At 69.5% G+C, this 24,052-nt stretch carries 25 protein-coding genes; 17 read left to right on the top strand and 8 right to left on the bottom strand.

Going from position 1 to position 24,052, the window contains the following annotated elements:
- Window positions 1-6: 6 nt before the first annotated feature.
- From thyX to RC2_RS09540, 3 genes are all read left to right on the top strand, one after another.
- Window positions 7-753 (top strand): FAD-dependent thymidylate synthase, encoded by a 747-nt coding sequence (gene thyX, locus RC2_RS09550; RefSeq protein WP_068151830.1) that lies wholly within the window; start codon window positions 7-9, stop codon window positions 751-753.
- Between the two features lie 142 nt (window positions 754-895).
- Window positions 896-1,744, top strand: coding sequence for a 4-hydroxy-tetrahydrodipicolinate synthase (dapA, locus tag RC2_RS09545; RefSeq protein ID WP_068151869.1), 849 nt, complete (start codon window positions 896-898; stop codon window positions 1,742-1,744).
- Window positions 1,741-3,645, top strand: a complete 1,905-nt coding sequence (locus RC2_RS09540; protein ID WP_068151835.1) for a ribonuclease J — start codon at window positions 1,741-1,743, stop codon at window positions 3,643-3,645. Before dapA ends, RC2_RS09540 begins: the two co-directional genes overlap by 4 nt.
- Window positions 3,646-3,664: 19 nt before the next feature.
- Here RC2_RS09540 and RC2_RS09535 read toward each other — a convergent pair whose 3' ends face one another.
- Window positions 3,665-4,441, bottom strand: a complete 777-nt coding sequence (locus tag RC2_RS09535; RefSeq protein ID WP_068151836.1) for a sulfite exporter TauE/SafE family protein — start codon at window positions 4,439-4,441, stop codon at window positions 3,665-3,667.
- Between the two features lie 36 nt (window positions 4,442-4,477).
- Between RC2_RS09535 and RC2_RS09530 the strand changes: the two genes are divergently transcribed.
- The 3 genes from RC2_RS09530 (at window position 4,478) to RC2_RS09520 (ending at window position 9,212) form a co-directional block, all read left to right on the top strand.
- Window positions 4,478-5,098: a TIGR03085 family metal-binding protein gene (locus RC2_RS09530; RefSeq protein ID WP_068151837.1), complete on the top strand. Its 621-nt coding sequence runs from the start codon at window positions 4,478-4,480 to the stop codon at window positions 5,096-5,098.
- A gap of 60 nt (window positions 5,099-5,158) precedes the next feature.
- Entirely contained in the window at window positions 5,159-7,891 is a 2,733-nt protein-coding gene (locus RC2_RS09525; RefSeq protein ID WP_174552310.1) for a DNA translocase FtsK, read from the top strand.
- A 271-nt stretch (window positions 7,892-8,162) separates the two neighbouring features.
- Window positions 8,163-9,212, top strand: coding sequence for a TerC family protein (locus tag RC2_RS09520; protein ID WP_068151838.1), 1,050 nt, complete (start codon window positions 8,163-8,165; stop codon window positions 9,210-9,212).
- Window positions 9,213-9,285: 73 nt separating this feature from the next.
- On the opposite strand, the gene RC2_RS09515 is transcribed toward RC2_RS09520, so the two are convergent.
- A complete protein-coding gene (locus tag RC2_RS09515; protein WP_068151839.1) occupies window positions 9,286-9,567 on the bottom strand; it encodes a YciI family protein in 282 nt (93 codons plus the stop codon).
- 49 nt (window positions 9,568-9,616) lie between these two features.
- On the bottom strand, window positions 9,617-10,180 hold the full coding sequence (locus RC2_RS09510; protein ID WP_245811055.1) for an amino-acid N-acetyltransferase: 564 nt from the start codon (window positions 10,178-10,180) through the stop codon (window positions 9,617-9,619).
- Window positions 10,181-10,368: 188 nt separating this feature from the next.
- On the opposite strand from RC2_RS09510, the gene pgsA reads away from it, so the two are divergent.
- From pgsA to RC2_RS09465, 9 genes are all read left to right on the top strand, one after another.
- Window positions 10,369-10,962, top strand: a complete 594-nt coding sequence (gene pgsA, locus RC2_RS09505; RefSeq protein WP_068151874.1) for a CDP-diacylglycerol--glycerol-3-phosphate 3-phosphatidyltransferase — start codon at window positions 10,369-10,371, stop codon at window positions 10,960-10,962.
- A 243-nt stretch (window positions 10,963-11,205) separates the two neighbouring features.
- The gene (locus RC2_RS09500) at window positions 11,206-11,541 is read left to right on the top strand and encodes a helix-turn-helix domain-containing protein (RefSeq protein WP_068151840.1); all 336 of its coding nucleotides are present in this window, start codon (window positions 11,206-11,208) and stop codon (window positions 11,539-11,541) included.
- Between the two features lie 152 nt (window positions 11,542-11,693).
- Window positions 11,694-12,509 carry a PspA/IM30 family protein gene (locus tag RC2_RS09495; protein WP_068151841.1) on the top strand — a complete coding sequence of 272 codons (816 nt, stop codon included), beginning with the start codon at window positions 11,694-11,696 and terminating at the stop codon, window positions 12,507-12,509.
- A 16-nt stretch (window positions 12,510-12,525) separates the two neighbouring features.
- Complete coding sequence (gene pspM / locus RC2_RS09490) at window positions 12,526-13,287, top strand: phage shock envelope stress response protein PspM (protein WP_068151842.1); 762 nt, start codon at window positions 12,526-12,528, stop codon at window positions 13,285-13,287.
- Between the two features lie 163 nt (window positions 13,288-13,450).
- Window positions 13,451-13,636, top strand: a complete 186-nt coding sequence (locus RC2_RS09485) for a hypothetical protein (RefSeq protein WP_068151876.1) — start codon at window positions 13,451-13,453, stop codon at window positions 13,634-13,636.
- Window positions 13,637-13,661: 25 nt separating this feature from the next.
- Entirely contained in the window at window positions 13,662-14,834 is a 1,173-nt protein-coding gene (locus RC2_RS09480; RefSeq protein ID WP_068151843.1) for a glycosyltransferase, read from the top strand.
- Window positions 14,835-14,890: 56 nt separating this feature from the next.
- Window positions 14,891-15,085, top strand: a complete 195-nt coding sequence (locus RC2_RS09475; protein WP_068151877.1) for a DUF3046 domain-containing protein — start codon at window positions 14,891-14,893, stop codon at window positions 15,083-15,085.
- A 161-nt stretch (window positions 15,086-15,246) separates the two neighbouring features.
- A complete protein-coding gene (gene recA, locus RC2_RS09470) occupies window positions 15,247-16,290 on the top strand; it encodes a recombinase RecA (protein ID WP_068100790.1) in 1,044 nt (347 codons plus the stop codon).
- Between the two features lie 2 nt (window positions 16,291-16,292).
- On the top strand, window positions 16,293-16,823 hold the full coding sequence (locus RC2_RS09465) for a regulatory protein RecX (RefSeq protein ID WP_068151844.1): 531 nt from the start codon (window positions 16,293-16,295) through the stop codon (window positions 16,821-16,823).
- Between the two features lie 20 nt (window positions 16,824-16,843).
- Here RC2_RS09465 and RC2_RS09460 read toward each other — a convergent pair whose 3' ends face one another.
- The 4 genes from RC2_RS09460 to gluA all read right to left on the bottom strand — a co-directional run bounded on the left by RC2_RS09460 (window position 16,844) and on the right by gluA (window position 20,161).
- A complete protein-coding gene (locus RC2_RS09460; RefSeq protein WP_082895705.1) occupies window positions 16,844-17,782 on the bottom strand; it encodes an amino acid ABC transporter permease in 939 nt (312 codons plus the stop codon).
- Window positions 17,779-18,459, bottom strand: coding sequence for an amino acid ABC transporter permease (locus RC2_RS09455; protein ID WP_068151848.1), 681 nt, complete (start codon window positions 18,457-18,459; stop codon window positions 17,779-17,781). The genes RC2_RS09460 and RC2_RS09455 overlap by 4 nt, the downstream gene beginning before the upstream one ends.
- 105 nt (window positions 18,460-18,564) lie before the next feature.
- Complete coding sequence (locus tag RC2_RS09450; RefSeq protein ID WP_068151856.1) at window positions 18,565-19,398, bottom strand: glutamate ABC transporter substrate-binding protein; 834 nt, start codon at window positions 19,396-19,398, stop codon at window positions 18,565-18,567.
- Between the two features lie 34 nt (window positions 19,399-19,432).
- Window positions 19,433-20,161: a glutamate ABC transporter ATP-binding protein GluA gene (gene gluA, locus RC2_RS09445; protein ID WP_139277364.1), complete on the bottom strand. Its 729-nt coding sequence runs from the start codon at window positions 20,159-20,161 to the stop codon at window positions 19,433-19,435.
- Between the two features lie 193 nt (window positions 20,162-20,354).
- Here gluA and miaB point away from each other — a divergent pair, with 193 nt between their 5' ends.
- Together miaB and RC2_RS09435 are read left to right on the top strand one after the other, a co-directional pair.
- A complete protein-coding gene (gene miaB, locus RC2_RS09440) occupies window positions 20,355-21,887 on the top strand; it encodes a tRNA (N6-isopentenyl adenosine(37)-C2)-methylthiotransferase MiaB (protein WP_072681351.1) in 1,533 nt (510 codons plus the stop codon).
- On the top strand, window positions 21,875-22,513 hold the full coding sequence (locus tag RC2_RS09435) for an Rv2732c family membrane protein (RefSeq protein WP_082895706.1): 639 nt from the start codon (window positions 21,875-21,877) through the stop codon (window positions 22,511-22,513). The genes miaB and RC2_RS09435 overlap by 13 nt, the downstream gene beginning before the upstream one ends.
- A gap of 12 nt (window positions 22,514-22,525) precedes the next feature.
- Here the strand turns inward: RC2_RS09435 and RC2_RS09430 are convergent, their stop codons facing one another.
- Entirely contained in the window at window positions 22,526-23,950 is a 1,425-nt protein-coding gene (locus RC2_RS09430) for a DUF349 domain-containing protein (RefSeq protein WP_072681429.1), read from the bottom strand.
- Between the last annotated feature and the right edge of the window lie 102 nt (window positions 23,951-24,052).

The following is a 24,052-nucleotide window of genomic DNA, read 5'->3' as shown; positions in this document are numbered from 1 at the left end:
CGGCGGGTGCACACCGCTCCGTTGTCCGTCTCGTTGATCGCGCTCACCGACTTCGTCCGACCCGACGACGTGCCGTGGGAGACGGACGCCGAGGGCGGCGAAGCGCTGGTCGAGTTCGCCGGGCGGGCCTGCTACCAGAGCTGGGACAAGCCGAACCCGCGCACGGCCACCAACGCCGGTTACCTGCGACACCTGCTGGCGGTGGGCAACTTCTCCGTGCTCGAGCACGCGAGCGCGAGTTTCTACGTCACCGGGATCTCACGCTCCTGCAGCCACGAACTGATCCGGCACCGCCATTTCTCGTTCTCGCAGCTCTCCCAACGCTCGGTCAGCGAACGGGACGCACGCATGGTCGTCCCGCCCGCCATCGACGCGGACGAGACCCTCCGGACCTTGTTCCGCGAGGCGACGGACGAGTCGCGCGCGGCCTACGACCGGTTGCTCACCGCCCTCGAGGCGGCGGCCGGACCGGACGCTCCTGCCGTCGTCGCCGGAAAGTCGGCGCGTCAGGCCGCCCGCTCGGTGCTGCCCAACGCTGTCGAGACCCGGGTGGTGGTGACCGGTAACTTCCGCTCGTGGCGTCACTTCGTCACCATGCGCGCGACCGAGCACGCCGATCTGGAAATCCGCCGACTCGCCGTCGCCTGCCTGCGCAGACTCGCCGAGGTGGCGCCCGCCGTCTTCGGCGACTTCGAGGTCCGGACGCTGCCGGACGGAACAGAGGTGGCGCGCTCGTCGTACCCGGGGGAGTGAGGGACGGAAGCGCCCCGCTCGGCGGGTAATCTTCCGGACCATGATCACCGGTGACCCCGCCACGGCTGCGGGAACTGTGCGCCCCGACCACACGACCGTCGCCGTGGTCCCGAAGTCGCCGTTCGGCGCCGTGTCCGTCGCGATGGTGACGCCTTTCACACCGGCCGGTGCGCTCGACATCGACACCGCCGTCTCGCTCGCCGCTCACCTGGTCGAGTCCGGCTGCGACGGTCTGGTGATCTCCGGAACCACCGGCGAATCGCCCACCACGTCCGACCGCGAGAAGGCCGACCTGCTTCGTGCCGTCGTCGACGCCGTCGGGGACCGCGCCCGCATCGTGGCCGGAGCCGGGACCAACGACACCGCGCACAGCGTCGCGCAGGCCCGTCTGGCCGCGGAGGCCGGCGCCCACGGTCTCCTCGTCGTCACGCCCTACTACTCGCGGCCGCCGCAGGCGGGTCTGCTCGCACACTTCGCCACCGTCGCGGACGCGACCGATCTTCCCGTGATGCTCTACGACATCCCGCCGCGTTCGGTGGTGCCCATCGAGAGCGAGACCCTGCGACGCCTCGCGGAGCACCCGAACATCCTCGCGGTGAAGGACGCCAAGGGCGACCTGGCCGCCGGCGCCGAGATCATCGCGGAGACCGGTCTGCAGTACTTCTCGGGCGACGACCCGCTGAACCTCCCGTGGCTCAGCGTCGGCGCGGTCGGGTTCGTCAGTGTCATCGGCCATCTCGTCCCCGGACCGCTGCGTGATCTGCACGCGGCGTGGGCCGCCGGAGACGTGGCCACCGCGCAGCGGATCAACGTCCGTCTGCTCCCCATCGTCCGATCGGTCGCGCGACTCGGCGGCGTCACCGCGTCCAAGGCCGGGCTTCGCCTCGTCGGCATCGACGTCGGTGATCCGCGCCTGCCGCAGGTCGCGCCGACCACCGAACAGATCGACGCACTCGTCGTCGATCTCCAGCACGCAGGAGTTCTCACATGACCCGACCGCCCCGGCGGCGATCCGCCTCTCGACGCGCCGGCCCCCCGGCTCCGCCGACGGCCCCCGCCTCGTCCCGGACGGCGGCGTCCGCGCCGCGCGTCCCACAGAACTCGGCCGCGACGCAGCGGCCGGATTCCCGCGCCGCGGCGACGCAGCGCTCGGAGTCGCGTGCCGCCGCCCCGCAGCGGCCCGACGCCCGCAGCACGGTCGATCACAGCGGTCGTCTCGGCACCCCGCCGAAGGCCCCGAAGAAGGGCCTGCGCGTCGTGGCCCTCGGCGGCATCGGCGAGATCGGCCGCAACATGACGGTCTTCGAGCACCAGGGCAAGCTGCTCATCGTCGACTGCGGCGTGCTGTTCCCCGAGGACCAACAGCCCGGTGTCGACCTGATCCTTCCCGACTTCCGACACATCGAGAATCGGATGGAGGACGTGGTCGCTCTCGTGCTCACGCACGGGCACGAGGATCACATCGGAGCCGTCCCGTTCCTGCTGCGCCTGCGCCCCGACATCCCGGTGATCGGCGCGAAGTTCACCCTCGCGCTGCTCGCCGCGAAGTGCCGCGAGCACCGCCAGCGGCCCAATCTGGTGGAGGTCCGTGAGGGCGATTCCACCCAGCACGGGCCGTTCGAGTTGGAGTACTTCGCGGTCAACCACTCGATTCCCGACGCCCTGGCCGTCGCCATCCGTACCGACGCGGGCGTGGCGCTGCACACCGGCGACATCAAGCTCGACCAGCTTCCCCTCGACGGCCGTCTGACGGACCTCGGCGGATTCGCCCGTCTCGGCGACGAGGGGGTCGACCTGTTCCTGGTCGACTCCACCAACGCCGAGGTGCCGGGCTTCGTCACCCCCGAGCGCGAGATCGGCGGTGTGCTGGACACGGTCATCGGCAAGGCGAAGAACCGCGTCATCGTGGCGTCGTTCGCCTCGCACGTGCACCGCATCCAGCAGGTCATCGACGTCGCCGCCCGCTACGGCCGCAAGGTCGCCTTCGTGGGTCGGTCCATGGTGCGCAACATGGCCATCGCGCAGGAACTCGGATACCTCACGGTGCCGGACGGTGTCGAGGTCGACATGGACACCGCCACCAAGCTGCCCGACGACCGGCTGGTGCTGATCTCCACCGGGTCGCAGGGCGAGCCGCTCTCGGCCCTGTCCCGCATGGCGCGCGGTGAGCACCGCCAGATCAACGTGCGGGCCGACGACCTCGTGGTGCTGGCCTCGTCCCTCATCCCCGGCAACGAGAACTCCGTGTTCGCCGTCGTGAACGGCCTGGCCAAGCGTGGCGCGAAGGTGATCACGCAGCAGAGTGCCAAGGTCCACGTGTCCGGCCACGCGTCGGCCGGTGAGCTGCTCTACCTCTACAACGCGGTGCGGCCGACCAACGCGATGCCCGTGCACGGCGAATGGCGCCACCTGCGGGCCAACGCGGCTCTCGCCGCCGCGACGGGCGTTCCGGAGGACCGCATCGTCCTCGCGGAGGACGGCGTCGTCGTCGACATGGTCGACGGGCTGGCGAAGGTGGTCGGTCAGGTTCCCGTCGGGCACGTCTACGTGGACGGGCTCTCGGTCGGCGACGTCGGCGACTCCACGCTGTCCGATCGTCTGGTCCTCGGCGAAGGCGGGTTCATCGCCATCACCATGGCGGTCGACGCGGCCACCGGGCGGTCCGTCGGAACCCCGGAGGTCTCCGGGCGCGGATTCTCCGACGACCCGGACGCACTCGGGGAGGCCGCCACGTTGGTCGAGGCGGAGTTGGTGCGTCTCGCAGGTGAGGGTGTCAAGGACACGCACCGCATCGCGCAGGCCGTCCGACGGGTCGTCGGGCGCTGGGTGGCCGACAAGTACCGTCGTCGTCCCATGATCGTGCCGACGGTGCTCGAGGTGAACACCGACTGACGCAGTCGATCGGTGGGACTCAGGCGGCGAGGAGCCGCCAGAGTCCCACCAACCCGATCGCCACGATGCACAGTCGCAGGGCGGTGGGGGACAGACGTCGGCCGTACCTGGCGCCGACCACCCCGCCGACCAGCGAGCTCACGGCGATGAGTCCCGCTGCGGCCCAACTGATCCGATCGAACGCGAGCAGCGTGAAGGACAGCGCGGCGACGATGTTGACCACCAGCGAGAGCAGATTCTTCGCGGCGTTCATGCGCTGCATGCTCTCCGGGAGCAGGGCGCCCATCACGCCCATGAGCAGAATGCCCTGCGCGGCGGTGAAGTAGCCGCCGTAGACGCCGACGGCGAAGGTGCCGACGATCAGCAGCACGAACCGCCCCCGGCCGAGGCCGGTCTCGGCGCTGCGCTCCGACCGTTGCTGGGCCCACCGTTGGATTCGGGGGCCGGCCAGCACGAGCACCAGCGCCAGGATCAACAGCACCGGAACCACGGCGGTGAACGTCTTCTCGGGCAGGTGGCGCAGCAGCCACGCGCCGAGGATGCCGCCGAGCAGCGATCCGGGGAGCTGCCACTTCAGGCGACCCCACTGCCCCTTCAGTTCCTCGCGGTAGCCCCAGGTGCCGGACGCCGACCCCGCGACGAGACCGATGGCGTTGCTCATGGTCGCGGTCACCGGCGGATAGCCGAACGCGATGAGAGTCGGAAAGGTGACCAGCGTTCCGGACCCCACGATGGCGTTGATCGCGCCCGCCGCGAAGCCCGCCAGGAGGATCAGGACGATTTCGGTGACCGGCACGACTGGGACGCTACGACACGGCTAGATTCGTCTCGCATGAGCCTTGCCCACGACGAACGTCTCCGCCTGGTCGACACCATGAGCGCGGTCGGCCCCGACGCGCCGACCCTGTGCGGGGAGTGGACGGTGCGCGATCTCGCCGCCCACCTCGTCGTCCGCGAGCGTCGGCCGGACGCGTCCGTGGGGATCCTGCTCCCGCCGCTGGCCGGCTACACGCAGTCGGTGCAGGACGGCGTCGCGACGCGGCCGTTCGAGGAGCTGCTCGCCGACGTGCGATCCGGTCCGCCGATCTGGTCGCCGTTCCGGCTGCTCGATCCCGTGGCCAATCTCGGCGAGATGTTCGTCCATCACGAGGACGTGCTGCGTGGCGACGGGGTCGCCGAGCCGCGCGAGCTCGACCCCCGACTCGAGAAGGCGCTGTGGGGTATCGGTGGTCTGATGGGACGCAAGGCGTACCGGTCGGCCCCGGTGACCGTGGTGTGGGAGTCCCCGGAGTTCGGTGCGCGCTCGTTCGGGTCCGCATCGCGGCGAGTCGTCCTGCGGGGACCGGCGTCCGAGCTGGCGCTCCATGCCTTCGGGCGGGACGTCGTCGCGCTGGATTTCGAGGGGGACGAGGCCGACGTCGCGGCGCTGAAGGCGCTCGACCGGTCGTTCTGACGGCGTGGTGCTCGTGTTGCGGATGGTCCTGGTGAGGTTCGACCGACTAACCTGAGCGGTATGGCAGGCAAGGCGAGTACGCGCGCGTCCCGATCCGGTACGACCGGATCGTCCCGGTCGACCGCCGCGCGCGGAGGGTCGGGGGGCCGCACCGTCACCACGCCCCGCAAGCCGACCGCTCCCCGCAAGGCCGCCGGGTCGAGCAGGGCAGCCGGCCCCAGCAAGGCGACCGGGTCGCGCAAGCCGTCGACCCGCAGCACGACGGGGCGCGCACCCGCACGCAGGACCGCCGGCTCGTCCGCCGGCGGCAATGCCGCCCGCGCCGTCGGCCGAGGAATCGCGTCCGGCTGGGCGCTCGCCGCCAAGGGCGTCGGCGCGACCACCCGCACCGTCGGCCGCGCGGGCGACATCGAACACGGTCACCGCCGCGACGGCCTCGCGCTGGGCGCCCTGGCGATCAGCGTCGTGGTCGCGGCGGGGCTGTGGTTCTCCGCCGGCGGTCCGGTGGGGGAGTGGATCGAGATCGGGTTGCGCGCCGTGGTCGGCAGCGCGGCGATGGTGCTCCCGCTGCTCGGCGTCACATTCGCCGTCGCGCTCATGCGGACGGAGCCGAAGCCCGACGATCGGCCGCGGCTGGTCCTCGGCTCGCTGTTGGTCGGACTTCCGCTGCTGGGTCTGTGGCATCTCGGCGCGGGCTCGCCGGCGGACGCGGACGGGCGGGCCTCCGGCGGCGGTGTCCTCGGCTTCGTCGTGGGCGGCCCGCTGGCCGGCGGGGTGACCGTGTGGTTGGCGGTCCCGCTTCTCCTGCTCGCCATCCTGTTCGGCGTTCTCCTGCTCACCGGAACGACGGTGCGGGACGTGCCCGCGCGTCTGCGGTCGCTCTTCGGGACCGCGAGCGGCGGCGACGAGTACGACGACTACTCGGGCGACCATCACGACGCGTACGGCGATCCGTACGGTGACGATCGCTACGACGCCGCGTCCTACGGCGCCCATTCCCCCGGGGTCCCGAGCGCGTACGGCGATCCGCTCGACGTCGCGACGCGATTCGATCTCGACGACGACGACGACGACGCCGTGCCCGCGCCGACCCGACGTCGGCGTACGCCGTCGCGGCCCGTCGAGCAGCCCGCGGAGGTCGCCCCCGACACCGCCGGGGCCGATGGGGCCACCGAGTACGTCCCCGTCGCCCCGCCCGCTCGTCGACGCCCGGCAGCGACGCCGAAGCCCGACCCGGTTCCCGCGGCCGACTCGACCGACGCCGACGCGGACCGGATGGTGGTCGATCGTGTCGTCGACGGCGACTACGTCCTGCCGTCGTTGTCCCTGCTGATCGAAGGCGATCCGCCGAAGACGCGCAGTCAGGCCAACGACGCCATGATCGAGGCCATCTCCGAGGTCCTCGAGCAGTTCAAGATCGACGCCGCGGTCACCGGGTTCACCCGCGGGCCGACCGTCACGCGCTACGAGGTGGAGCTCGGCCCGGGCGTGAAGGTGGAGAAGATCACCGCTCTGGCGCGCAACATCGCGTACGCGGTGGCGACGGACAACGTGCGTCTGTTGGCGCCCATCCCCGGCAAGTCCGCCGTGGGCATCGAGGTGCCCAACTCCGACCGCGAGATGGTGCGCTTGTCCGACGTGCTGACCGCGCCCAGCACCCGGAAGGACCACCACCCGCTGGTGATCGGCCTGGGGAAGGACATCGAGGGCGACTTCGTCAGCGCCAACCTCGCCAAGATGCCCCACCTGTTGGTGGCCGGGTCGACGGGTTCGGGCAAGTCGTCGTTCGTGAACTCGATGCTCGTGTCCCTGCTCGCCCGGGCCACGCCCGAGGAAGTCCGGATGATCCTCATCGACCCGAAGATGGTCGAGCTGACTCCGTACGAGGGAATCCCGCACCTCATCACCCCGATCATCACGCAGCCGAAGAAGGCCGCGGCCGCGCTGGCGTGGCTGGTCGAGGAGATGGAGCAGCGCTACCAGGACATGCAGGCCAATCGGGTGCGCCATGTCGACGACTTCAACAAGAAGGTGCGGTCCGGCGAGATCACGGCCCCGCTGGGCAGCGAGCGGGTCTACAAGCCGTACCCGTACATCCTGGCGATCGTCGACGAGCTGGCGGACCTCATGATGACCGCGCCCCGGGACGTCGAGGAAGCGATCGTGCGCATCACCCAGAAGGCCCGCGCCGCGGGTATCCACCTGGTGTTGGCGACGCAGCGTCCCTCGGTGGACGTCGTCACCGGTCTGATCAAGACCAACGTGCCGTCCCGGCTGGCCTTCGCGACGTCGTCGCTCACGGACTCGCGGGTCATCCTCGATCAGCAGGGCGCGGAGAAGCTGATCGGTATGGGTGACGCGCTGTTCCTGCCCATGGGGGCGGGCAAGCCGACGCGACTGCAGGGCGCGTTCATCACCGACGAGGAGATCATGGCCGTCGTCGACTTCGCCAAGAACCAGGCGGAACCCGAGTACACCGAGGGTGTGACCGCGCAGAAGGCGGCGGAGAAGAAGGACGTCGACGCCGACATCGGCGACGACCTCGACGTGCTGTTGCAGGCCATCGAACTGGTGGTCACCAGCCAGTTCGGGTCGACGTCGATGCTGCAGCGCAAGCTGCGCGTCGGATTCGCCAAGGCGGGCCGACTCATGGACCTCATGGAAACGCGGGGTGTCGTGGGCCCGAGCGAGGGGTCGAAGGCCCGTGACGTTCTGGTGAAGCCGGACGAGCTCGACGGTCTGCTGTGGTCGATCAAGGGCGGCGACCCCGCCGAAGGCGGGGACGACGAGTAGGCCGTCGACGGGGGTGAGTGACGTCACTCCGGCGTGACCAGGCTTTACCTGCGTTTTACCGATGGTGGACCACTCGTTGGGCCGGTGCACACCGTCTCTGTGGCATCATTGTCAGCGGAGGGGAGTATCCCCAACTCGCGACGGACCCGTCAGCACGATCGAGCCCTGACTCGATCCGGGTCCCCGGTCGACGCGCGCTGTACCCAACGGCGATGATGCGACGGGAGAGACCTCCGGAGCCCAACGCTGGCCTACCGGAGGTAGCGAGTACATGAACGTGTCCACCACCGTCTGGATCGTCACCTGTGTGGTGATCCTCGGTCTCTTCGTCTTCGACTTCTTCGCCCACGTGCGCACACCGCACGAGCCGACCTTCAAGGAATCGGCCACCTGGTCCGCGGTCTACATCGCACTCGCGGTCGTCTTCGGCTTCATCGTCTTCTGGCAGTACGGGTCGACCTACGGCGGCGAGTACTTCGCCGGATACATCACCGAGAAGGCGCTGTCCGTCGACAACCTGTTCGTCTTCCTCATCATCATGACGACCTTCTCGGTCCCACGGCAGTACCAGCAGAAGGTGCTGCTGATCGGCATCGTGATGGCCTTGGTCATGCGTGGTGGCTTCATCGCCCTCGGTGCTGCGGCGATCAACAACTTCAGCTGGGTGTTCTACCTCTTCGGCGCCTTCCTCATCTACACGGCCTACAAGCTGATCAAGGAGGCCGGCCACGAGGAGGAGAACGAGGTCGAGCAAGAGACCAAGATCATGCGGTTGGTCAAGAAGGTGCTGCCCACCACCGAGGAGTACCACGGTGACCGCCTGACGGTGAAGATCGACGGCAAGCGCGTGGTCACCCCGATGTTGATGGCGCTGGTGGTCATCGGCTTCACCGACATCCTCTTCGCGCTCGACTCGATCCCCGCGATCTACGGCCTCACCACCGAGCCCTACATCGTGTTCACCGCCAACGCGTTCGCCCTGATGGGTCTGCGCCAGCTGTACTTCCTCATCGGCGGCCTGCTCGACCGTTTGGTCTACCTGTCCTACGGCCTCTCGCTGGTGCTCGCGTTCATCGGCGTCAAGCTCGTCCTGCATGCTCTGCACGAGAACGAGCTGGGCTTCATCAACGGTGGTGAGCACGTCGCGGTCCCCGAGATCACCACGGGCCTCTCGCTCAGCGTCATCGTCGGCATCCTGGCCGTGACCACGATTGCCAGCCTGATCAAGACGCGCGGACAGTCGGCGCAGAAGGCTCGCGAGGACGCCCCGATCGACGCCGGGACTGCCGGCGAGGTCGACCGGGACACCACAGCCCGCTGACCCCGCCTCGACACGCACCACGGCCCGGCGGATCCTCCGAGATCCGCCGGGCCGTGGCGTTCGTGCGGGTCGATCAGGCGAGTGCGCCGAGCACCGGCTTCCAGGCCTGGACCGCGATCGCCTCCACCAACTCGTCGCGGACGAACGGGTCGTCGGCGAACAAATCGCGCACGTCGGCCTCGTCCGTTCCCTGCGCGACGATCGTGGCGCCGCTGTCGTCGGGGTAGGGACCCGCGGTCACCACGCGATCCTGTGCGATCTGCTCCCGCAGCCAGTCCCGGTGCTCGGCGCGAACGCGGTCACGACCGTCGGCAGTGCTGGGGGAGTAGGTGTAGTGGACGAGGAAGTGCGGCACGGGGGCTCCGTTCGAGTCGGGTGGGTCGGAGGGATCGGGGGTCGAAGAGTCAGAGGGTCAGCAGCATGCGGGTGTTGCCCAGGGTGTTCGGCTTCACGTAGCTGAGGTCGAGGAACTCGGCGACGCCGGTGTCGTAGGACCGGCACATCTCGGCGTAGACCTCCGCGGTGACCGGTGTTCCCTCGATCTCCGAGAAGCCGTGCCGCGCGAAGAAGGACACCTCGAAGGTGAGGACGAACAGTCGCGACAACTGCAGCTCGCGGGCGACGTCGATCAGGGTGGTGACCACCAGATGACCGACACCGTGGCCCTTGACGGCGGGGTCGACGGCCACCGTGCGGATCTCGCCGAGATCGGCCCAGAGCACGTGCAGCGCGCCGCATCCCGCCACGACGCCGTCGACTTCCGCGACCCAGAATTCCTGGACTGCCTCGTACAGCGTGACCAGGTTCTTCTCCAGCAGAATGCGGCCGGCGTAGATGTCGATCAATCGCTTGATGTCGGGGATGTCCGACGTCCGCGCGCGTCGGATGCGGACTCGTTCCGTGGACGGCGACGCCGTGTCGGGCGTGTCGTGGCCGACGCCGGGGTCCGGATCGAGCTCGGATGTCATGGGGGAGACAGTAGTGCCCGCCGGTACCGATATTGTGAGCCTGTGCCCAGTGCCGCAACGTCGTCGTCGCCCCGCCGAGCGGGCTGCCCGACGTGAGCGCGGAGTTCGACACCTCGGCGGGCGCGCTGGGCGGTCGTGCATCCGGAGGGGCCGGTGGTGGCAGCGCCGCCGCTCCTCGCGAGGACTCCGTGGCCGCGTCCGGTGCGGTGCGGCCGGCGCCACTGCTCAACATCGCCAACGTGTTGACGGTGCTGCGCATCCTGCTGGTGCCGGTGTTCCTGTGGGCTCTGTTCGTCGACGGCGGCCAGAGCGTCGGGTGGCGATGGGCCGCCTTCGCCGTCTTCGCGATCGCCGCGATCACCGACCGCATCGACGGTCAGTTGGCCCGCAAGCACGGTCTGGTGACGGACTTCGGGAAGATGGCCGATCCGATCGCGGACAAGGCCCTCATCGGAGCGGCCCTGGTGGGTCTGTCCATGCTGGAGGTGTTGCCGTGGTGGATCACGGTGGTGATCGGTGTCCGCGAGGTCGGGATCACACTCCTGCGGTTCGCGGTGTTGCGGCACGGTGTCATTCCGGCCGGTCGCGGCGGCAAGCTGAAGACCCTGGTGCAGGGCGTCGCGATCGGGCTCTACGTCATGCCCCTGCCCGCCGCGGTGTTGCCGGCGGCCATGGCCCTCATGTGGGCCGCGGTGATCCTCACCGTCGTCACCGGGGTGGACTACGTCGTGTCCGCCATGCGGCCGCGGGTCGCCGGTGCGGCCGACGCGCGCGCGACGTGACCGACGCCGTACGCCCGACGTCGTGGTCGTGGGGTCAGGGTCGGTCACCCGGCGCTAGCGGGGTGCGTTCACCCCGGCAGGGGTGGGTAACCGAATCCCCCGAGGGGAGTCGGGAACCGTTCGGCCGACAACGGCGTTGGACGAAGAACGGGACGGTTCCGTCGAGGGCGACGACGCTCTCGATCCGGTGGCGGTGCACGCCTCCGGCAGTCCCAACCGCACGAGAGAACGAGGAGAGGCCACATGATGCTTCTGCGTGAGGCACTCGGCGACAGTCTTCGCCGCACTCGGGTCGCACAGAGCCGCACGCTGCGTGAGGTCTCCACCACGGCCAGGGTGAGTCTCGGGTACCTGTCCGAGGTCGAGCGGGGCCGCAAGGAGGCGTCGAGCGAATTGCTCAATGCGATCTGCGAGGCGCTCGACGTTCCCCTGTCCGATGTGCTGTCCGACGTCAGCGTGGCTCTGACCCCCGCGCCTGCCGAGGACCGGGCCGCGACGGCCGCCCCCGGTGTGCGGGTGGACGACGGCACTCGGGTCGTCATTCCGGCGCCGACCGCGCGGGCACTCGCGGCGGCGTGACGTCCTGCGCGGGTCGTCCCGGATCCGAGGGTGAGACCCGAAGGTTCGAAATCGGACGGCGCGCGTGGAACGATGGTCGATGAACAGCGGCCGGTGACCGTCGCCGGCCGGGTCGCGTAGCGGCGGATTCCACATGGAGGCAGGAAGAACCGATGGCCAATCCTTTCGTCAAGGGCTGGAAGTACCTGATGGCCCTGTTCAACTCCAAGATCGACGAGAAGGCGGACCCGCAGGTCCAGATCCAGCAGGCCATCGAGGACGCCCAGCGTCAGCACCAGGCCCTCTCCCAGCAGGCTGCCTCGGTGATCGGCAATCAGCGCCAGTTGGAGATGAAGCTCAGCCGTCAGCTCGACGAGGTGGAGAAGCTCAACGCCAACGCCCGTCAGGCCGTCACGCTCGCCGATCAGGCCAACGCCGCCGGTGACACCGAGAAGGCGGTGCAGTACACCAACGCGGCCGAAGCCTTCGCTGCGCAGCTGGTCACCGCGGAGCAGGGAGTCGAGGACCTCAAGGTTCTCCACGATCAGGCTCTGCAGGCCGCCAGCCAGGCCAAGAAGGCCGTCGAGCAGAACGCGATGACGCTGCAGGCCAAGGTCGCCGAGCGGACCAAGCTGCTCAGCCAGCTCGAACAGGCCAAGATGCAGGAGCGCGTCTCGGAGAGCCTCCGGTCGATGGATTCCACTCTGTCGGCCCCCGGCAACACGCCGAGTCTGGACGCCGTGCGGGACAAGATCGAGCGTCGCTACGCCAATGCTCTCGGGTCCGCCGAGTTGGCGCAGAACTCCGTGCAGGGGCGCATGATGGAGGTCCAGCAGGCGAGTGTGCAGATGGCCGGCCACAGTCGACTCGAGCAGATTCGCGCGTCCATGAAGGGCGACGCGATCACGTCCGGGCCCACCGCCGATCCCACCGCCGCGCCGAAGAACCTGTCGCCGCAGGCGAATCCGGAACGACCGCAGACCAACTGACCGCCGGACGGACGCCATGCGAGATCGACTCCAGGGCCGCGCCGCCACGGTGGTACGGGCGGCGGGTCCCCTGATCGAGTCCGCTCGCACGTGGAACGATCCCCGGCGACGCGCCGAACGTAAGCTCCGCCGGACCCGGCGTCGCGCGACGTTCTTCGGCGCGGCGTCGGGGTCCAGTGCTGTCGGGACTGCCATGGTGGCGGTGGCGTCCGCTCCCGAGTGGGTGATCGTCGGTGGCGCCGGCGCCACCGCGCTCCTGGCCGTGCCGTCGGTGGCGGCGGTGGCCGCCTACCGCCGCTTGCGGGGCGAGCCGTTGCCGGCGCCGAAGCCCGCGCCGCGCTCCCTGCCGCCGTACGGGTCGGCGGCGCGCGAGCCGATCGATCGGCTGCGTCGATCCGAACGGAGTCTCCACGAATTGCTCGGCATCGTGTCTCGGTCCGGGTCGATTCCCGAGAGCGACGTGCAGGACACCTCTCGTATCGCCGCGGCAGCTGCCGCGTCGTTGACCGCCGTCGCGGAGGACGTGGTCGCCATGGAACGGGCCGCCGAGGGCAGCGAGGCCGCCGCTGCGCACCTGCGGTCCACCATCACCTCGACCGCGGCTCGACTCCGCGACGGTGTCGAGCAGTACGACGGGCTGGTCGCCGCCGCGGCCCTGCTGACCGCGCCGGCATCCGGATCGGCTGTCGGCCCGGCGTCGCGACGTGACGCCCTGCAGTTCGCCACCGATCGGCTCGAGGGATGGGCGTACGGCCTGGACCGACTGGATCGTCCCTGACCTCGGGGGTGGACCCCGGCCGCGCTGTCGTCCGGATGGGTGACCACCCTGAGTTCCACCCTGAAATCGCTGCTCGGAAGGGGTTTTCGGGCTCGATGTCTGCCACGATCGGATGCAGGTGATCGGCGAGAAGCGCCGACACCGACGACGAAAGGTGGACGTCATGTTCTGGAAGATTCTCGGCGCGATCGTGCTGGTCTGGCTGGCCGTGGTGATTCTGGGCGCCGTGCTGAAGGCCCTCTTCCCGCTCCTGGCTCTCGCGGTGATCGGTGCCGGCCTGTACTTCCTGTACCGGTCGATGACGGGGGAGAAGGACCGGACCGACAAGACCGTCGACTCGTTGTTCTGACGGCGCGCCCCACTACGCTGGCCCGGTGCGAGTGGTGCTGATCGCCGGCCCCGACGCCGGTCATGCGTTTCCGGTGATGGCCCTGGCGGAGCGCTTCCGCTCCGCGGGTGACGAGGTCGTGGTCCTCACCGGCGAGCGATGGTGGCAGGCGGGCCGTGCAGCGGGACTCGACGTGCGCGCACTGCCCGGTCTGGAACCGCGGCCCGAGGACGACGACGCCGATGCCGGTCAGCGCATTCACGGCCGTGCGGCCCACATGTCGACGCAGGTGCTGCCCGTCCTGGCCGACCTCGCACCCGATCTGGTGGTCGCGGACGTGCTGACCGCCGGCGGTGGCTTGGCCGCCGAGAGGTGCGGAATCCCGTGGGTGGAGCTCTCCCCGCATCCGCTCTACCGGCCGTCCCGCTCCCTGCCTCCGCTGGGCAGCGGCCTGACGCCGGGGTCAGGCGTGCGAGGGCGAATGCGGGACGTTCTGATGCGTCGATTGACGGCCCGCTCGGTGCGGGCCGGGACGGCGCAGCGGTCGGCGGCGCGGGTTTCGGTGGGACTGCCCGCGGTCGATCCCGGACCGGCTCGGCGACTGATCGCGACGATTCCCGCGTTGGAGCTGCCGCGGGTCGACTGGCCGTCGGAGGCACGCCTGGTCGGCGCGTTGCTCTGGGAACCCACCGACACCGTCCTCGATCCGCCGCCGGGCGACGAGCCGCTGGTGGTCGTCGCTCCGTCCACGGCCGCGACCGGGGAGGCGTCCACGGTGGACGTGGCCGTGGAGGCGGCGGCTCGCGCTCGGGCAGCGGGCCTGCCGGTGCGGGTGGCGATCAGCGCGCTGGAGGCGCCGGGCGTCGTCCTGCCGCCCTGGGCGGTCGCCGGGACCGGACGGCAGGACGTCCTCCTGCGGTCGGCCTCGGCGGTGGTGTGCGGCGGTGGCCACGGAATGTTGGCCAAGACCCTGTCGGCGGGAGTCCCCGCGGTGACGGTGCCCGGCGGCGGCGATCAGTGGGAACTGGCGAATCGCGCCGCACGACAGGGCGGTTCGGTGCTCGTCTCCCCGCCCGATGCGCAGGCGCTGGCCCGAGCGCTCGACCGCGTCCTGCGGGAACCGTCGTTCCGCCGGGCCGCTCGGCGCGCCGCGGCGAGTGCCGATGCGGTGCGCGATCCCGTGGCGGTCTGTCGAAGCGTGCTCGCCGGGCACGAGTGAGTCGGGCACGAGTGAGCGGATGTGTTCGGTACTCGATCCCCGGGTACGGTGAGACGGTGCGTCTGACCGAATTCCACGACCTCGTCGCCGAGCAGTTCGGCACGGTGTACGGCGACTCCGTTCTGGTCGACCACGTGGTGCTGTCGCTCGGCAACCGCACCGCGGCCGATGCCATCGAGGCGGGGGAGGACCCCAAGGACGTCTGGCGCGCGCTCTGCGCCGAGTTCGACGTTCCGCGCTCGCGGTGGTGACCGCGACCGACTCGGCGTGTCGCCTGTCCGTCGAACAGGTGTTCGCTTAGAGTAGGTCCCAGTGACGACGTGGATCGGCTCGCCGAGCGGTTCTTGTCGGTGCCCCCCTCTACCTTGTCGACAGACATGCAGGGGACGAGAACGTCGAGAAGGAGACCATCATGGCGGCAGCAGCGTACGACAGGGACAAGGCGCTCGATCTGGCACTCGCGCAGATCGACAAGAACTTCGGCAAGGGCTCGGTGATGCGCCTCGGGGACGAGGCCCGCGCACCGATCGCGGTCATTCCGACCGGCTCCATCGCGCTGGACGTGGCACTGGGTATCGGTGGCCTCCCGCGCGGCCGGGTCATCGAGATCTACGGCCCGGAGTCCTCGGGTAAGACCACCGTGGCTCTGCACGCGGTGGCCAACGCGCAGGCCGCCGGCGGTATCGCGGCGTTCATCGACGCCGAGCACGCGCTCGATCCGGACTACGCCGCCAAGCTCGGTGTGGACACCGACGCGCTGCTGGTCTCCCAGCCGGACACCGGTGAGCAGGCCCTCGAGATCGCCGACATGCTGATTCGCTCGGGTGCACTCGACATTCTCGTGGTCGACTCGGTGGCCGCGCTCGTGCCGCGCGCCGAGATCGAGGGCGAGATGGGTGACAGCCACGTGGGTCTGCAGGCGCGCCTCATGAGCCAGGCGCTCCGCAAGATCACCGGTGCGATGAACAATTCCGGCACCACGGTGATCTTCATCAACCAGCTGCGCGAGAAGATCGGCGTCATGTTCGGCTCGCCGGAGACCACCACGGGCGGCAAGGCGTTGAAGTTCTACGCCTCCGTGCGCATGGACATCCGTCGTATCGAGACGCTGAAGGACGGCACGGACGCGGTGGGCAACCGGACGCGTGTCAAGGTGGTCAAGAACAAGGTGTCGCCGCCGTTCAAGCAGGCGGAATTCGACATTCTGTACGGCAAGGGCATCAGCAAGGAGGGCTCGCTGATCGACATGGGCGTGGAGCACGGGTTCGTGCGCAAGTCCGGCTCGTGGTTCACCTACGAGGGTGATCAGCTCGGCCAGGGCAAGGAGAACGCCCGCAAGTTCCTGCTCGAGAACACCGATATCCGCGACGAGATCGAGAAGAAGATCAAGGAGAAGCTCGGTATCGGTGCCGACGTCCGCACCTCCGACGAGGCTGCGGCGCCCGTCGAGTTCTGACGATGACCGGTGACGGCGGCGCGGGCGGGGGTACCGCGGAGCAGGCACGTGACGCTGCTCTGCGATTGCTCACCCACCGGGCGCGCAGCCGGCACGAGCTCACGACGCGGCTGACCGACAAGGGGTTCACCCCCTCGGTCACCGCGTCGGTGCTCGATCGGCTGACCGAACTCGGCCTCGTGGACGACCGCGATTTCGCCCATCAGTGGGTCAGATCGCGCCACACGTACTCCGGCCGCGGCAAGCAGGCGCTGCGGAACGAGTTGCGCACCAAGGGGATCGACCCGGCGGTGGCTGCCGAGGCGTTGGAGACCATCGATCCCGAGGACGAGCGGGACCGCGCGCGGGAGCTGGTGGTGAAGAAGTTGCGTTCACCGTCGGTGCGTGCGACCGCCTCGACCGACCGGGACAAGGTGCTGCGATCGCTCGTCGGCATGTTGGCGCGACGCGGATTCTCGCAGGGCATGGCGTTCGAGGTTGCCAAGAGCGAGCTCGAGGCCGTCGGTGCGGACACCGACGGCCTCGAGAACTGACGCAGTCCTGCCGAGCCGTCCTACGTGCTCAGGCCCTGTTGCGTTGCATCCCCGGTGAGCACCACGCCGGTGCTCTTCTTCCCGCGCCGCAGCCGCTTCTCCAGTGCGGTGGCCACGTAGGTGAGGAGCGAGTTCAGCGCGATCATGATGATCGCCACGATGATGAGGGCAGGCAGGAAGTTGCCGTAGAACGCACCCACCTGTTGGCCGGATCGCACCACCTCGACGTAGCCGATGATGTAACCCAGCGCCGAGTCCTTGAGCGCCACCACCATCTGCGACACGATGGCGGGAAGCATGGCGGTCACCGCCTGCGGCAGCAGGATCATGCGCATGATCTGGCCCTTGCGCAGACCGATGGCCTTGGCCGCCTCCGTCTGCCCCTTGGGCAGCGAGTTGATGCCGGACCGCACGATCTCCGCGATCACCGAGCCGTTGTAGAGCGTCAGGCCCGTGACCACCGCCGCCAGCGCGAGGTACCGCGACTTGAACACCTGGTACTCGGCGAAAAACTGGTACAGGAAGATCATGAGGATCAACACCGGGATCGCGCGGAACAACTCCACGATGAATCCGGCGATCACGCGCACGGGCTTGTGGTCGGACAGTCGAGCGATACCCAGCACCGCGCCGAGGATCAGCGCGAACACGATCGACAGTCCGGCCGCGACGACAGTGCCCTGGATGCCCGGGATCAGGTACGTGGTCCACGTGGTGGACTCCGTGAACGGGTCCCACTTGGCCGAGGTCAGCTGACCCTTCTCGTCGAGCTTGACGTACACGAAGTACGCCCCGAACAGCAGCACCGCCAGGACGACACCGGACAGAATGTTGTTGCGCACCTTGGCTTTGGGGCCCGGGGCGTCGTAGAGCACCGTGGCGCGGTCGGCGGGGGCTTTCCGTGTCGTGCGGGACTTCGAGGCGTCGGCGCCGGGTGTGGGGGTCTGCACCGTGCTCATCGAGCCACCGCCAATCGGTTGGACAGCCAGCCGAAGAACAGGCCGGTGGGGAAGGTGAGAATCACGAAGCCGAGCGCGAAGATGCCGCCGACCACGAAGATGGCGGCCTCGTTCTCGATCATGGTGCGCATGAGGATCGCGGCCTCGAGCACACCGATGGCCGCGGCCACCGTGGTGTTCTTGGTGAGCGCGATCAGGACGCTGCCCAGCGGGGCCACGACGGCACGAAACGCCTGGGGGAGCACGACGTAGCGGATGTTCTGGGAGAACGTCAGCCCCAGCGAGCGGCCGGCCTCGGCCTGACCGACATGGACCGTGTTGATGCCCGAGCGCAGCGACTCGCACACGAACGCCGCGGTGTAGACGCTCAGACCCAGGACGGCCAGGCGGAAGTTGTTGTCGGCCTGACCGGTCGGCGACTGCTGATCCGCAAGGGCGACACCGAGGGTCTGGAAGAGACCGAACGAGCAGAACAGCAGAATCAGGGTGAGCGGGGTGTTTCGGAAGATGGTGACGTACGTGGCGCCGACCCACCGTGCGACGGGAACGGGGGAGACCCGCATGGCCGCGAGGATCGTGCCGAGAATCAGGGCGCCGATCGCGGAGAGCACGGCCAGCTTGATCGTCATCCAGAAGGCGTCGAGCAGCTCGGGTGCGTAGTCAAGGAAGATGTCCACCGACGACTCCTCGGGTGTGGGGACGATGTGCAGGGGACGAGCCGACGCGCCGAGCGGGCGGTTCGACAGGTGCGAACCGCCCGCTCGGCGTCGATCGAGTCGCGATCAGTAGCGGTCGACGGTCGGCTGTGCGGGCAGCGGGTAGCCGGACGCGCCGACGGTGTCCTCGAAGGCCTTCTGCCACGAGCCGTCGGCGATCATCGCGTCGATGGCGTCGTTGATCTTGGCGCGGGTCTCGTCGTCACCCTTGGCGAGGCCGATGCCGTAGCGCTCCTCGGTGAAGGGCTCGCCGACCACCTTGAGCTCACCCGGGTACTGCGCGGCGTAGCCGGCCAGGATGATGTCGTCCGTGGTCACCGCGTCGACGGCGCCGTTGCGCAGCGCCTCGACGCACGCGGAGTAGGTGTCGAACTCCTGGAGCTGCACGTCCTGTGCGTACTGGTCCTTGACCTTCTGCGCGGGGGTCGAGCCGGACACCGAGCACAGGCGCTTGCCGCCGTTGAGGGAGTCCGGGCCGGTGATGTCGGTGTTGGAGGCGCTCACCAGCAGCGACTGGCCGGCGACGAAGTACGGGCCGGCGAAGTCGACCTTCTCCTTGCGGGCATCGGTGATGGAGTAGGTGGCCACGATGTAGTCGACCTCGCCGTTCTCGATCAGCGTCTCGCGCTGCGCCGAGGGCGATTCCTTGAAGGTGATGTTCTCGGGGGTGACGCCGAGCTTGCCGGCGACGTACTTGGCCACCTCGACGTCGAAGCCGCTGAAGGAGCCGTCGGGGTTGCGGAGGCCGAGGCCGGGCTGGTCGAACTTGATGCCGACGGTCAGATTGCCGCTCTCCGCGCTCTGCGAGGCGCTGGTGGCCTCGTCGCCGCCACAGGCGGTGGCGGCGAAGGCGACGGCGAGAACGGCGGCCGCGGCGCGGGCGGTACGGGTGAAACGCATCGAATGTCCTCCGATAAGTGGGTGAGTGGGAGCGTCAGTGACTGAGGATCTTGCCCAGGAAGTCCTTGGCGCGATCGGATTTCGGTGCGGTGAAGAAGGTTTCGGGATCGGTGTCCTCGACGATCTGACCGTCGGCCATGAAGATCACGCGATCGCCGGCGCGGCGGGCGAAGCCCATCTCGTGGGTGACCACGACCATGGTCATGCCCTCCTTGGCCAGCGAGGTCATGACGTCGAGCACCTCGTTGACCATCTCCGGGTCGAGCGCGGACGTCGGCTCGTCGAACAGCATGACCTTCGGGTTCATCGCGAGCGCGCGGGCGATGGCGACGCGTTGCTGCTGGCCGCCGGAGAGCTGGGCCGGGTACTTGTCGGCCTGGTTGGCGATGCCGACGCGCTCGAGCAGTCGCTGCGCGGTCTTCTCCGCCTCCTCCTTCTTCGCCTTGCGGACCTTGGTCGGTCCGAGCATGACGTTCTCGCGAATCGTCTTGTGCGCGAACAGGTTGAAGGACTGGAAGACCATGCCGACGTCGGCGCGCAGCGCGGCGAGCGCCTTGCCCTCCGACGGCAACGGGTTGCCGTCGACGGCGATGGTGCCCTCGTCGACGGGTTCGAGGCGATTGATGGTGCGGCACAGCGTGGACTTGCCGGAGCCGGACGGGCCGAGGACGATCACGACCTGGCCGGCGGGAACGTCGAGTTCGATGTCCCGGAGCACGTGCAAGTCGCCGAAGTGCTTCTGCACTCCGTGCATCGCGATCATGGGGGCGGTGGACGAGCCGGACACGCGCTCGCCGTCGGGGTGGGTCATGGCGATGACCCTAGAGGTAGTTTTCCCCGCCACTGTCCGTTTTCGTGGTGGGTCGACGGACATGTAATGGAAACTTTACCGCCCCCACCGACCCGCCCCGGGCGCTCCGACGGCTCGTCCGGCTGGTCGCCGTACCCTGGAGGCCGTGGACACGATCGACCTTCCGACCCGGGCACAGGGGGCGCGGACCTACCAGGTGCGCACCTTCGGATGCCAGATGAACGTGCACGACTCCGAGCGTCTCGCCGGGCTGCTCGAGGACGCGGGCTACGTCCCGGCCGCCGCGGGTGACTCCGCGGACCTGGTGGTCTTCAACACCTGCGCCGTGCGGGAGAACGCCGACAACAGGCTCTACGGCAACCTCGGTCAGCTTCGACCCGCCAAGGATGCCGATCCGTCGATGCAGATCGCCGTGGGTGGCTGCCTGGCCCAGAAGGACCGCGACGTCGTGGTGCAGAAGGCGCCGTGGGTCGACGTGGTGTTCGGCACGCACAACCTCGGATCGCTGCCGGCGCTGCTGGACCGCGCCCGGCACAACAAGCGCGCCGAGGTCGAGATCCTGGACTCGCTCGACGCGTTCCCGTCGACGCTGCCGGCCAAGCGCGACTCGGCCTACGCGGGATGGGTGTCGATCTCGGTCGGGTGCAACAACACCTGCACGTTCTGCATCGTCCCGGCGCTGCGCGGCAAGGAGGTGGATCGGCGCCCCGGCGACGTGCTCGCCGAGGTGCAGGCACTCGTGAACGAGGGCGTGCTCGAGGTGACGCTGCTCGGGCAGAACGTCAACGCCTACGGCGCGTCGTTCGCCGACCCGGACACCCCTCGCGATCGCGGGGCGTTCGCCGCGCTCCTGCGGGCCTGCGGAACCATCGAGGGCCTCGAACGGGTGCGCTTCACCTCCCCGCACCCCGCGGAGTTCACCGACGACGTCATCGACGCCATGGCCGCCACCCCGAACGTCTGTCCCACCCTGCACATGCCGCTCCAGTCCGGGTCCGACCGAATCCTGCGCGCGATGCGGCGGTCCTACCGCCGTGAGAAATTCCTCGGCATCCTCGACCGGGTGCGCGCTGCCATCCCGCACGCGGCGATCACCACCGACATCATCGTGGGTTTCCCCGGTGAGACGGAGGAGGATTTCCAGGACACTCTCGACGTGGTGCGTCGCGCGCGATTCGTCAATGCGTACACCTTCCAGTACTCGATCCGACCGGGCACTCCCGCGGCCGACATGGACGACCAGGTGCCCAAAGCCGTCGTTCAGGAACGGTACGAGCGGCTCATCGCGCTCCAGGAGGAGATCGCGCTCGAGGAGAACCGGCGGGTCGTCGGAACCGAGGTCGAGCTGCTCGTCGCCGCGGGCGCGGGCCGCAAGAACGCGGTGACCGAGCGCATGAGCGGGCGGGCCCGCGACGGGCGCCTGGTCCACTTCCGACCCGAGGGAGCGGTGGACGGTGCCGTGCGTCCCGGCGACGTCGTCACCACCCGCGTCACCGACGCCAAGCCGTACCACCTCGTCGCCGACGGCCCGTTGCTGACGCACCGGCGCACCGTGGCGGGCGACCGCCACGAACTCGGACTGCGACCGACCACCGCCCCGGTGGGAGTGGGCCTCGGCCTGCCTCGCATCGGCGCCCCGGCTCCCGAGCCGGCCCCGACGATGGGATGTGCACTGTGACCGAGAACGACCGCGACCTCGACCGGCCGGCCCAGATGGACCGAGAGCGGTCGTCTGCGGACCTCGCCGCCGCCGAGCGCCGCATCTCCGGACGTATCGATCCCGGAATCCGGGCCGTGGTGGTCGCCGCCGTGGTCCTGTTGCTGCTGCTGACGTTCGCGCTGCCGCACAGCGGCGCGGCGAACGGGTGGGACGTCGTCGCGTTCGACGAGGACGCCGCCGCGGAATCGATCGCTCTGCCGTCCCGGATCTTCGTCTGGCTGGCGCTCGTGTTCGCCGTCGGCGTCTCCGCGCTCGCGCTGGTGACCCAGCGGTGGGCACTCGCGTGGGTCGCCCTCTACGGCAGCGGCGTGGCGTCGGTCCTCGGCATGTTGGCCATCTGGTCCCGCCAGACCGTGCCGTCGAACCTCAGCGGCGCCGGACCCGGGATCGGCCTGATCGTGGGGTGGCTCCTGGTGCTCGTGCTGGCGTTCCACTGGTTCAAGGTGGTGTGGAACCGGTCCACGCAGCAGTGGGCGGCAGCGTCGGCACGTCGGGACGCCGCGATTCTCGACGAGGCCGCACGGGAGACCGTCCTCGATCGGACCCGCCGCGACGGACGTCGGAACGCCCGCCGCGACGGCTGAGTCGGAGTTCGATCAGCGCTCCTCGAGGGCGCCCTGCGCGGCGTCCGCCCATTCGCGCCACTGCTGCGCCTGCGCGCGGTACTTCTCGGCGTCCTTGGCCTTGCCCGCCGCATCGGCCTTCCGGGCCTGGTCCTCGAACTGCTCCACGCGCTCGCGGAACTGCGCGGCGCGGGCCATCGCCTCCGGGTCGGTGCGGCGCCACTCGGAGTCGGCCGCATCGCGCACCCGCTTCTCGATCGCCCGCAGCTTGCCCTCGAGGTCGCCCATGCGCTCGCGTGGCACCTTGCCCGCCGCATCCCACTTGTCCTGCAGCGTGCGCAGAGCGGCGCGGGCCCCCTCGAGATCGGCGGCCGGGTCGATGGACGGCCCGTACTGCTCGAGCAGCTGCTCCTTGAGACGCGCGTTCTCCTCGAACTCGGCGTTCTGCTCGGACTGCGCGGCGTTGCGCGCGGCGAAGAACACGTCCTGCGCGCCCTTGAACTTCTGCCACAGGACGTCGTCGGCGTCGCGGGGTGCGCGCCCGGCCGCCTTCCACTCCGTCAGCAGGTCACGGAAGACGTGCGCCGTCTCGACCCAGTCGGTGGAGGAGGACAGTGCCTCGGCGCGGGCGACCAGTTCCTCCTTGCGCACCTTCGCCGCACCGCGCTCGCGGTCGAGATCGGCGAAGTGCGCACCCCGACGGCGATTGAACGCTTCCCGCGCCTTGGAGTAGCGCTTCCACAGCGCGTCGTCGACCTTGCGGTCGACGCCGCGGATGGTCTTCCACTCGTCGAGGATCGCGCGGAGTCGGTCGCCCGCCGCCTTCCACTGCGTCGACTCGGCGCCGATCTCCTCGGCCTCCGCCGCGAGGGCCTCCTTGCGTGCCGTCGCCTCGGTCCGCTGCGCGTCGCGGGTGCGACGATGTTCCGCCGCGACCTCGTCGGAATGGTCGATGACGGCCCGGAGCCGCGAAGCCAGGGTGTCGATGTCGCCGATCACCGCCGCGGTCGGCAGGGTTTCGGCGAGCGCGACGGCGGCGGCCTTGGTCTTCTTCGCGTCACCTGCGCCCGAGTTCAGCCGAGCCTCGAGCAGGGCGACCTCCGTCGCGAGGTCGTCGTACCGGCGGCCGAAATGGGCGAGGCCCTCCGCAGCGTCACCGGCCTGCCACGAGCCGATCACGCGCTCGCCGTCGGCGGTCCGCACCCAGGCCGTGCCGTCCTCGTCGACGCGACCCCACTCGGACGGATCGGTGACCACCGGGACGATCGCGTGGGGGTGGGAGTCGGGTGCGGCCTCGGCGGATGCGGCAGCGTCGGAGGAAGGGGACGGGGAGGCGGACGACGGTGCGGGCGGTCGGTGTCCGGGCACGGGACCCGGCCGAGGGCCCGGGCGGGGGCCGGGGCGGGGAGCGGCGGTGCCGGTCGTGTCGGTGTCGCTGCTGCTCTCGCGGTCGGTCATGGTCGCTCCGTCTCTGCCGCGCGTCACGGCTGCCTGTTCGTTGTCGAGCCCATTCAACCCCCTCCCGCCGCCCACGACCATCGAAACCCGTGCGGCGAGGCC

This window comes from Rhodococcoides corynebacterioides NBRC 14404, from assembly GCF_001894765.1.
GTDB lineage: Bacteria > Actinomycetota > Actinomycetes > Mycobacteriales > Mycobacteriaceae > Rhodococcoides > Rhodococcoides corynebacterioides.
The sequence above is the reverse complement of the archived record's forward strand: the minus strand, read 5'-3'. Positions and strand labels throughout refer to the sequence as shown.

Bases quoted from the DNA above. Each gene is read 5' to 3' on its own strand.
- RC2_RS09525 (WP_174552310.1), top strand. From the start codon at position 5,159: ATGGCAGGCAAGGCGAGTACGCGCGCGTCCCGATCCGGTACGACCGGA.
- RC2_RS09500 (WP_068151840.1), top strand. From the start codon at position 11,206: ATGATGCTTCTGCGTGAGGCACTCGGCGACAGTCTTCGCCGCACTCGG.
- RC2_RS09530 (WP_068151837.1), top strand. From the start codon at position 4,478: ATGAGCCTTGCCCACGACGAACGTCTCCGCCTGGTCGACACCATGAGC.
- RC2_RS09520 (WP_068151838.1), top strand. From the start codon at position 8,163: ATGAACGTGTCCACCACCGTCTGGATCGTCACCTGTGTGGTGATCCTC.
- recA (WP_068100790.1), top strand. From the start codon at position 15,247: ATGGCGGCAGCAGCGTACGACAGGGACAAGGCGCTCGATCTGGCACTC.
- RC2_RS09450 (WP_068151856.1), bottom strand. From the start codon at position 19,398: ATGCGTTTCACCCGTACCGCCCGCGCCGCGGCCGCCGTTCTCGCCGTC.
- dapA (WP_068151869.1), top strand. From the start codon at position 896: ATGGTGACGCCTTTCACACCGGCCGGTGCGCTCGACATCGACACCGCC.
- RC2_RS09465 (WP_068151844.1), top strand. From the start codon at position 16,293: ATGACCGGTGACGGCGGCGCGGGCGGGGGTACCGCGGAGCAGGCACGT.
- pspM (WP_068151842.1), top strand. From the start codon at position 12,526: ATGCGAGATCGACTCCAGGGCCGCGCCGCCACGGTGGTACGGGCGGCG.
- RC2_RS09485 (WP_068151876.1), top strand. From the start codon at position 13,451: ATGTTCTGGAAGATTCTCGGCGCGATCGTGCTGGTCTGGCTGGCCGTG.
- RC2_RS09540 (WP_068151835.1), top strand. From the start codon at position 1,741: ATGACCCGACCGCCCCGGCGGCGATCCGCCTCTCGACGCGCCGGCCCC.
- RC2_RS09510 (WP_245811055.1), bottom strand. From the start codon at position 10,180: ATGACATCCGAGCTCGATCCGGACCCCGGCGTCGGCCACGACACGCCC.
- RC2_RS09495 (WP_068151841.1), top strand. From the start codon at position 11,694: ATGGCCAATCCTTTCGTCAAGGGCTGGAAGTACCTGATGGCCCTGTTC.
- RC2_RS09460 (WP_082895705.1), bottom strand. From the start codon at position 17,782: ATGAGCACGGTGCAGACCCCCACACCCGGCGCCGACGCCTCGAAGTCC.
- gluA (WP_139277364.1), bottom strand. From the start codon at position 20,161: ATGATCGCGATGCACGGAGTGCAGAAGCACTTCGGCGACTTGCACGTG.
- RC2_RS09435 (WP_082895706.1), top strand. From the start codon at position 21,875: ATGTGCACTGTGACCGAGAACGACCGCGACCTCGACCGGCCGGCCCAG.
- RC2_RS09430 (WP_072681429.1), bottom strand. From the start codon at position 23,950: ATGACCGACCGCGAGAGCAGCAGCGACACCGACACGACCGGCACCGCC.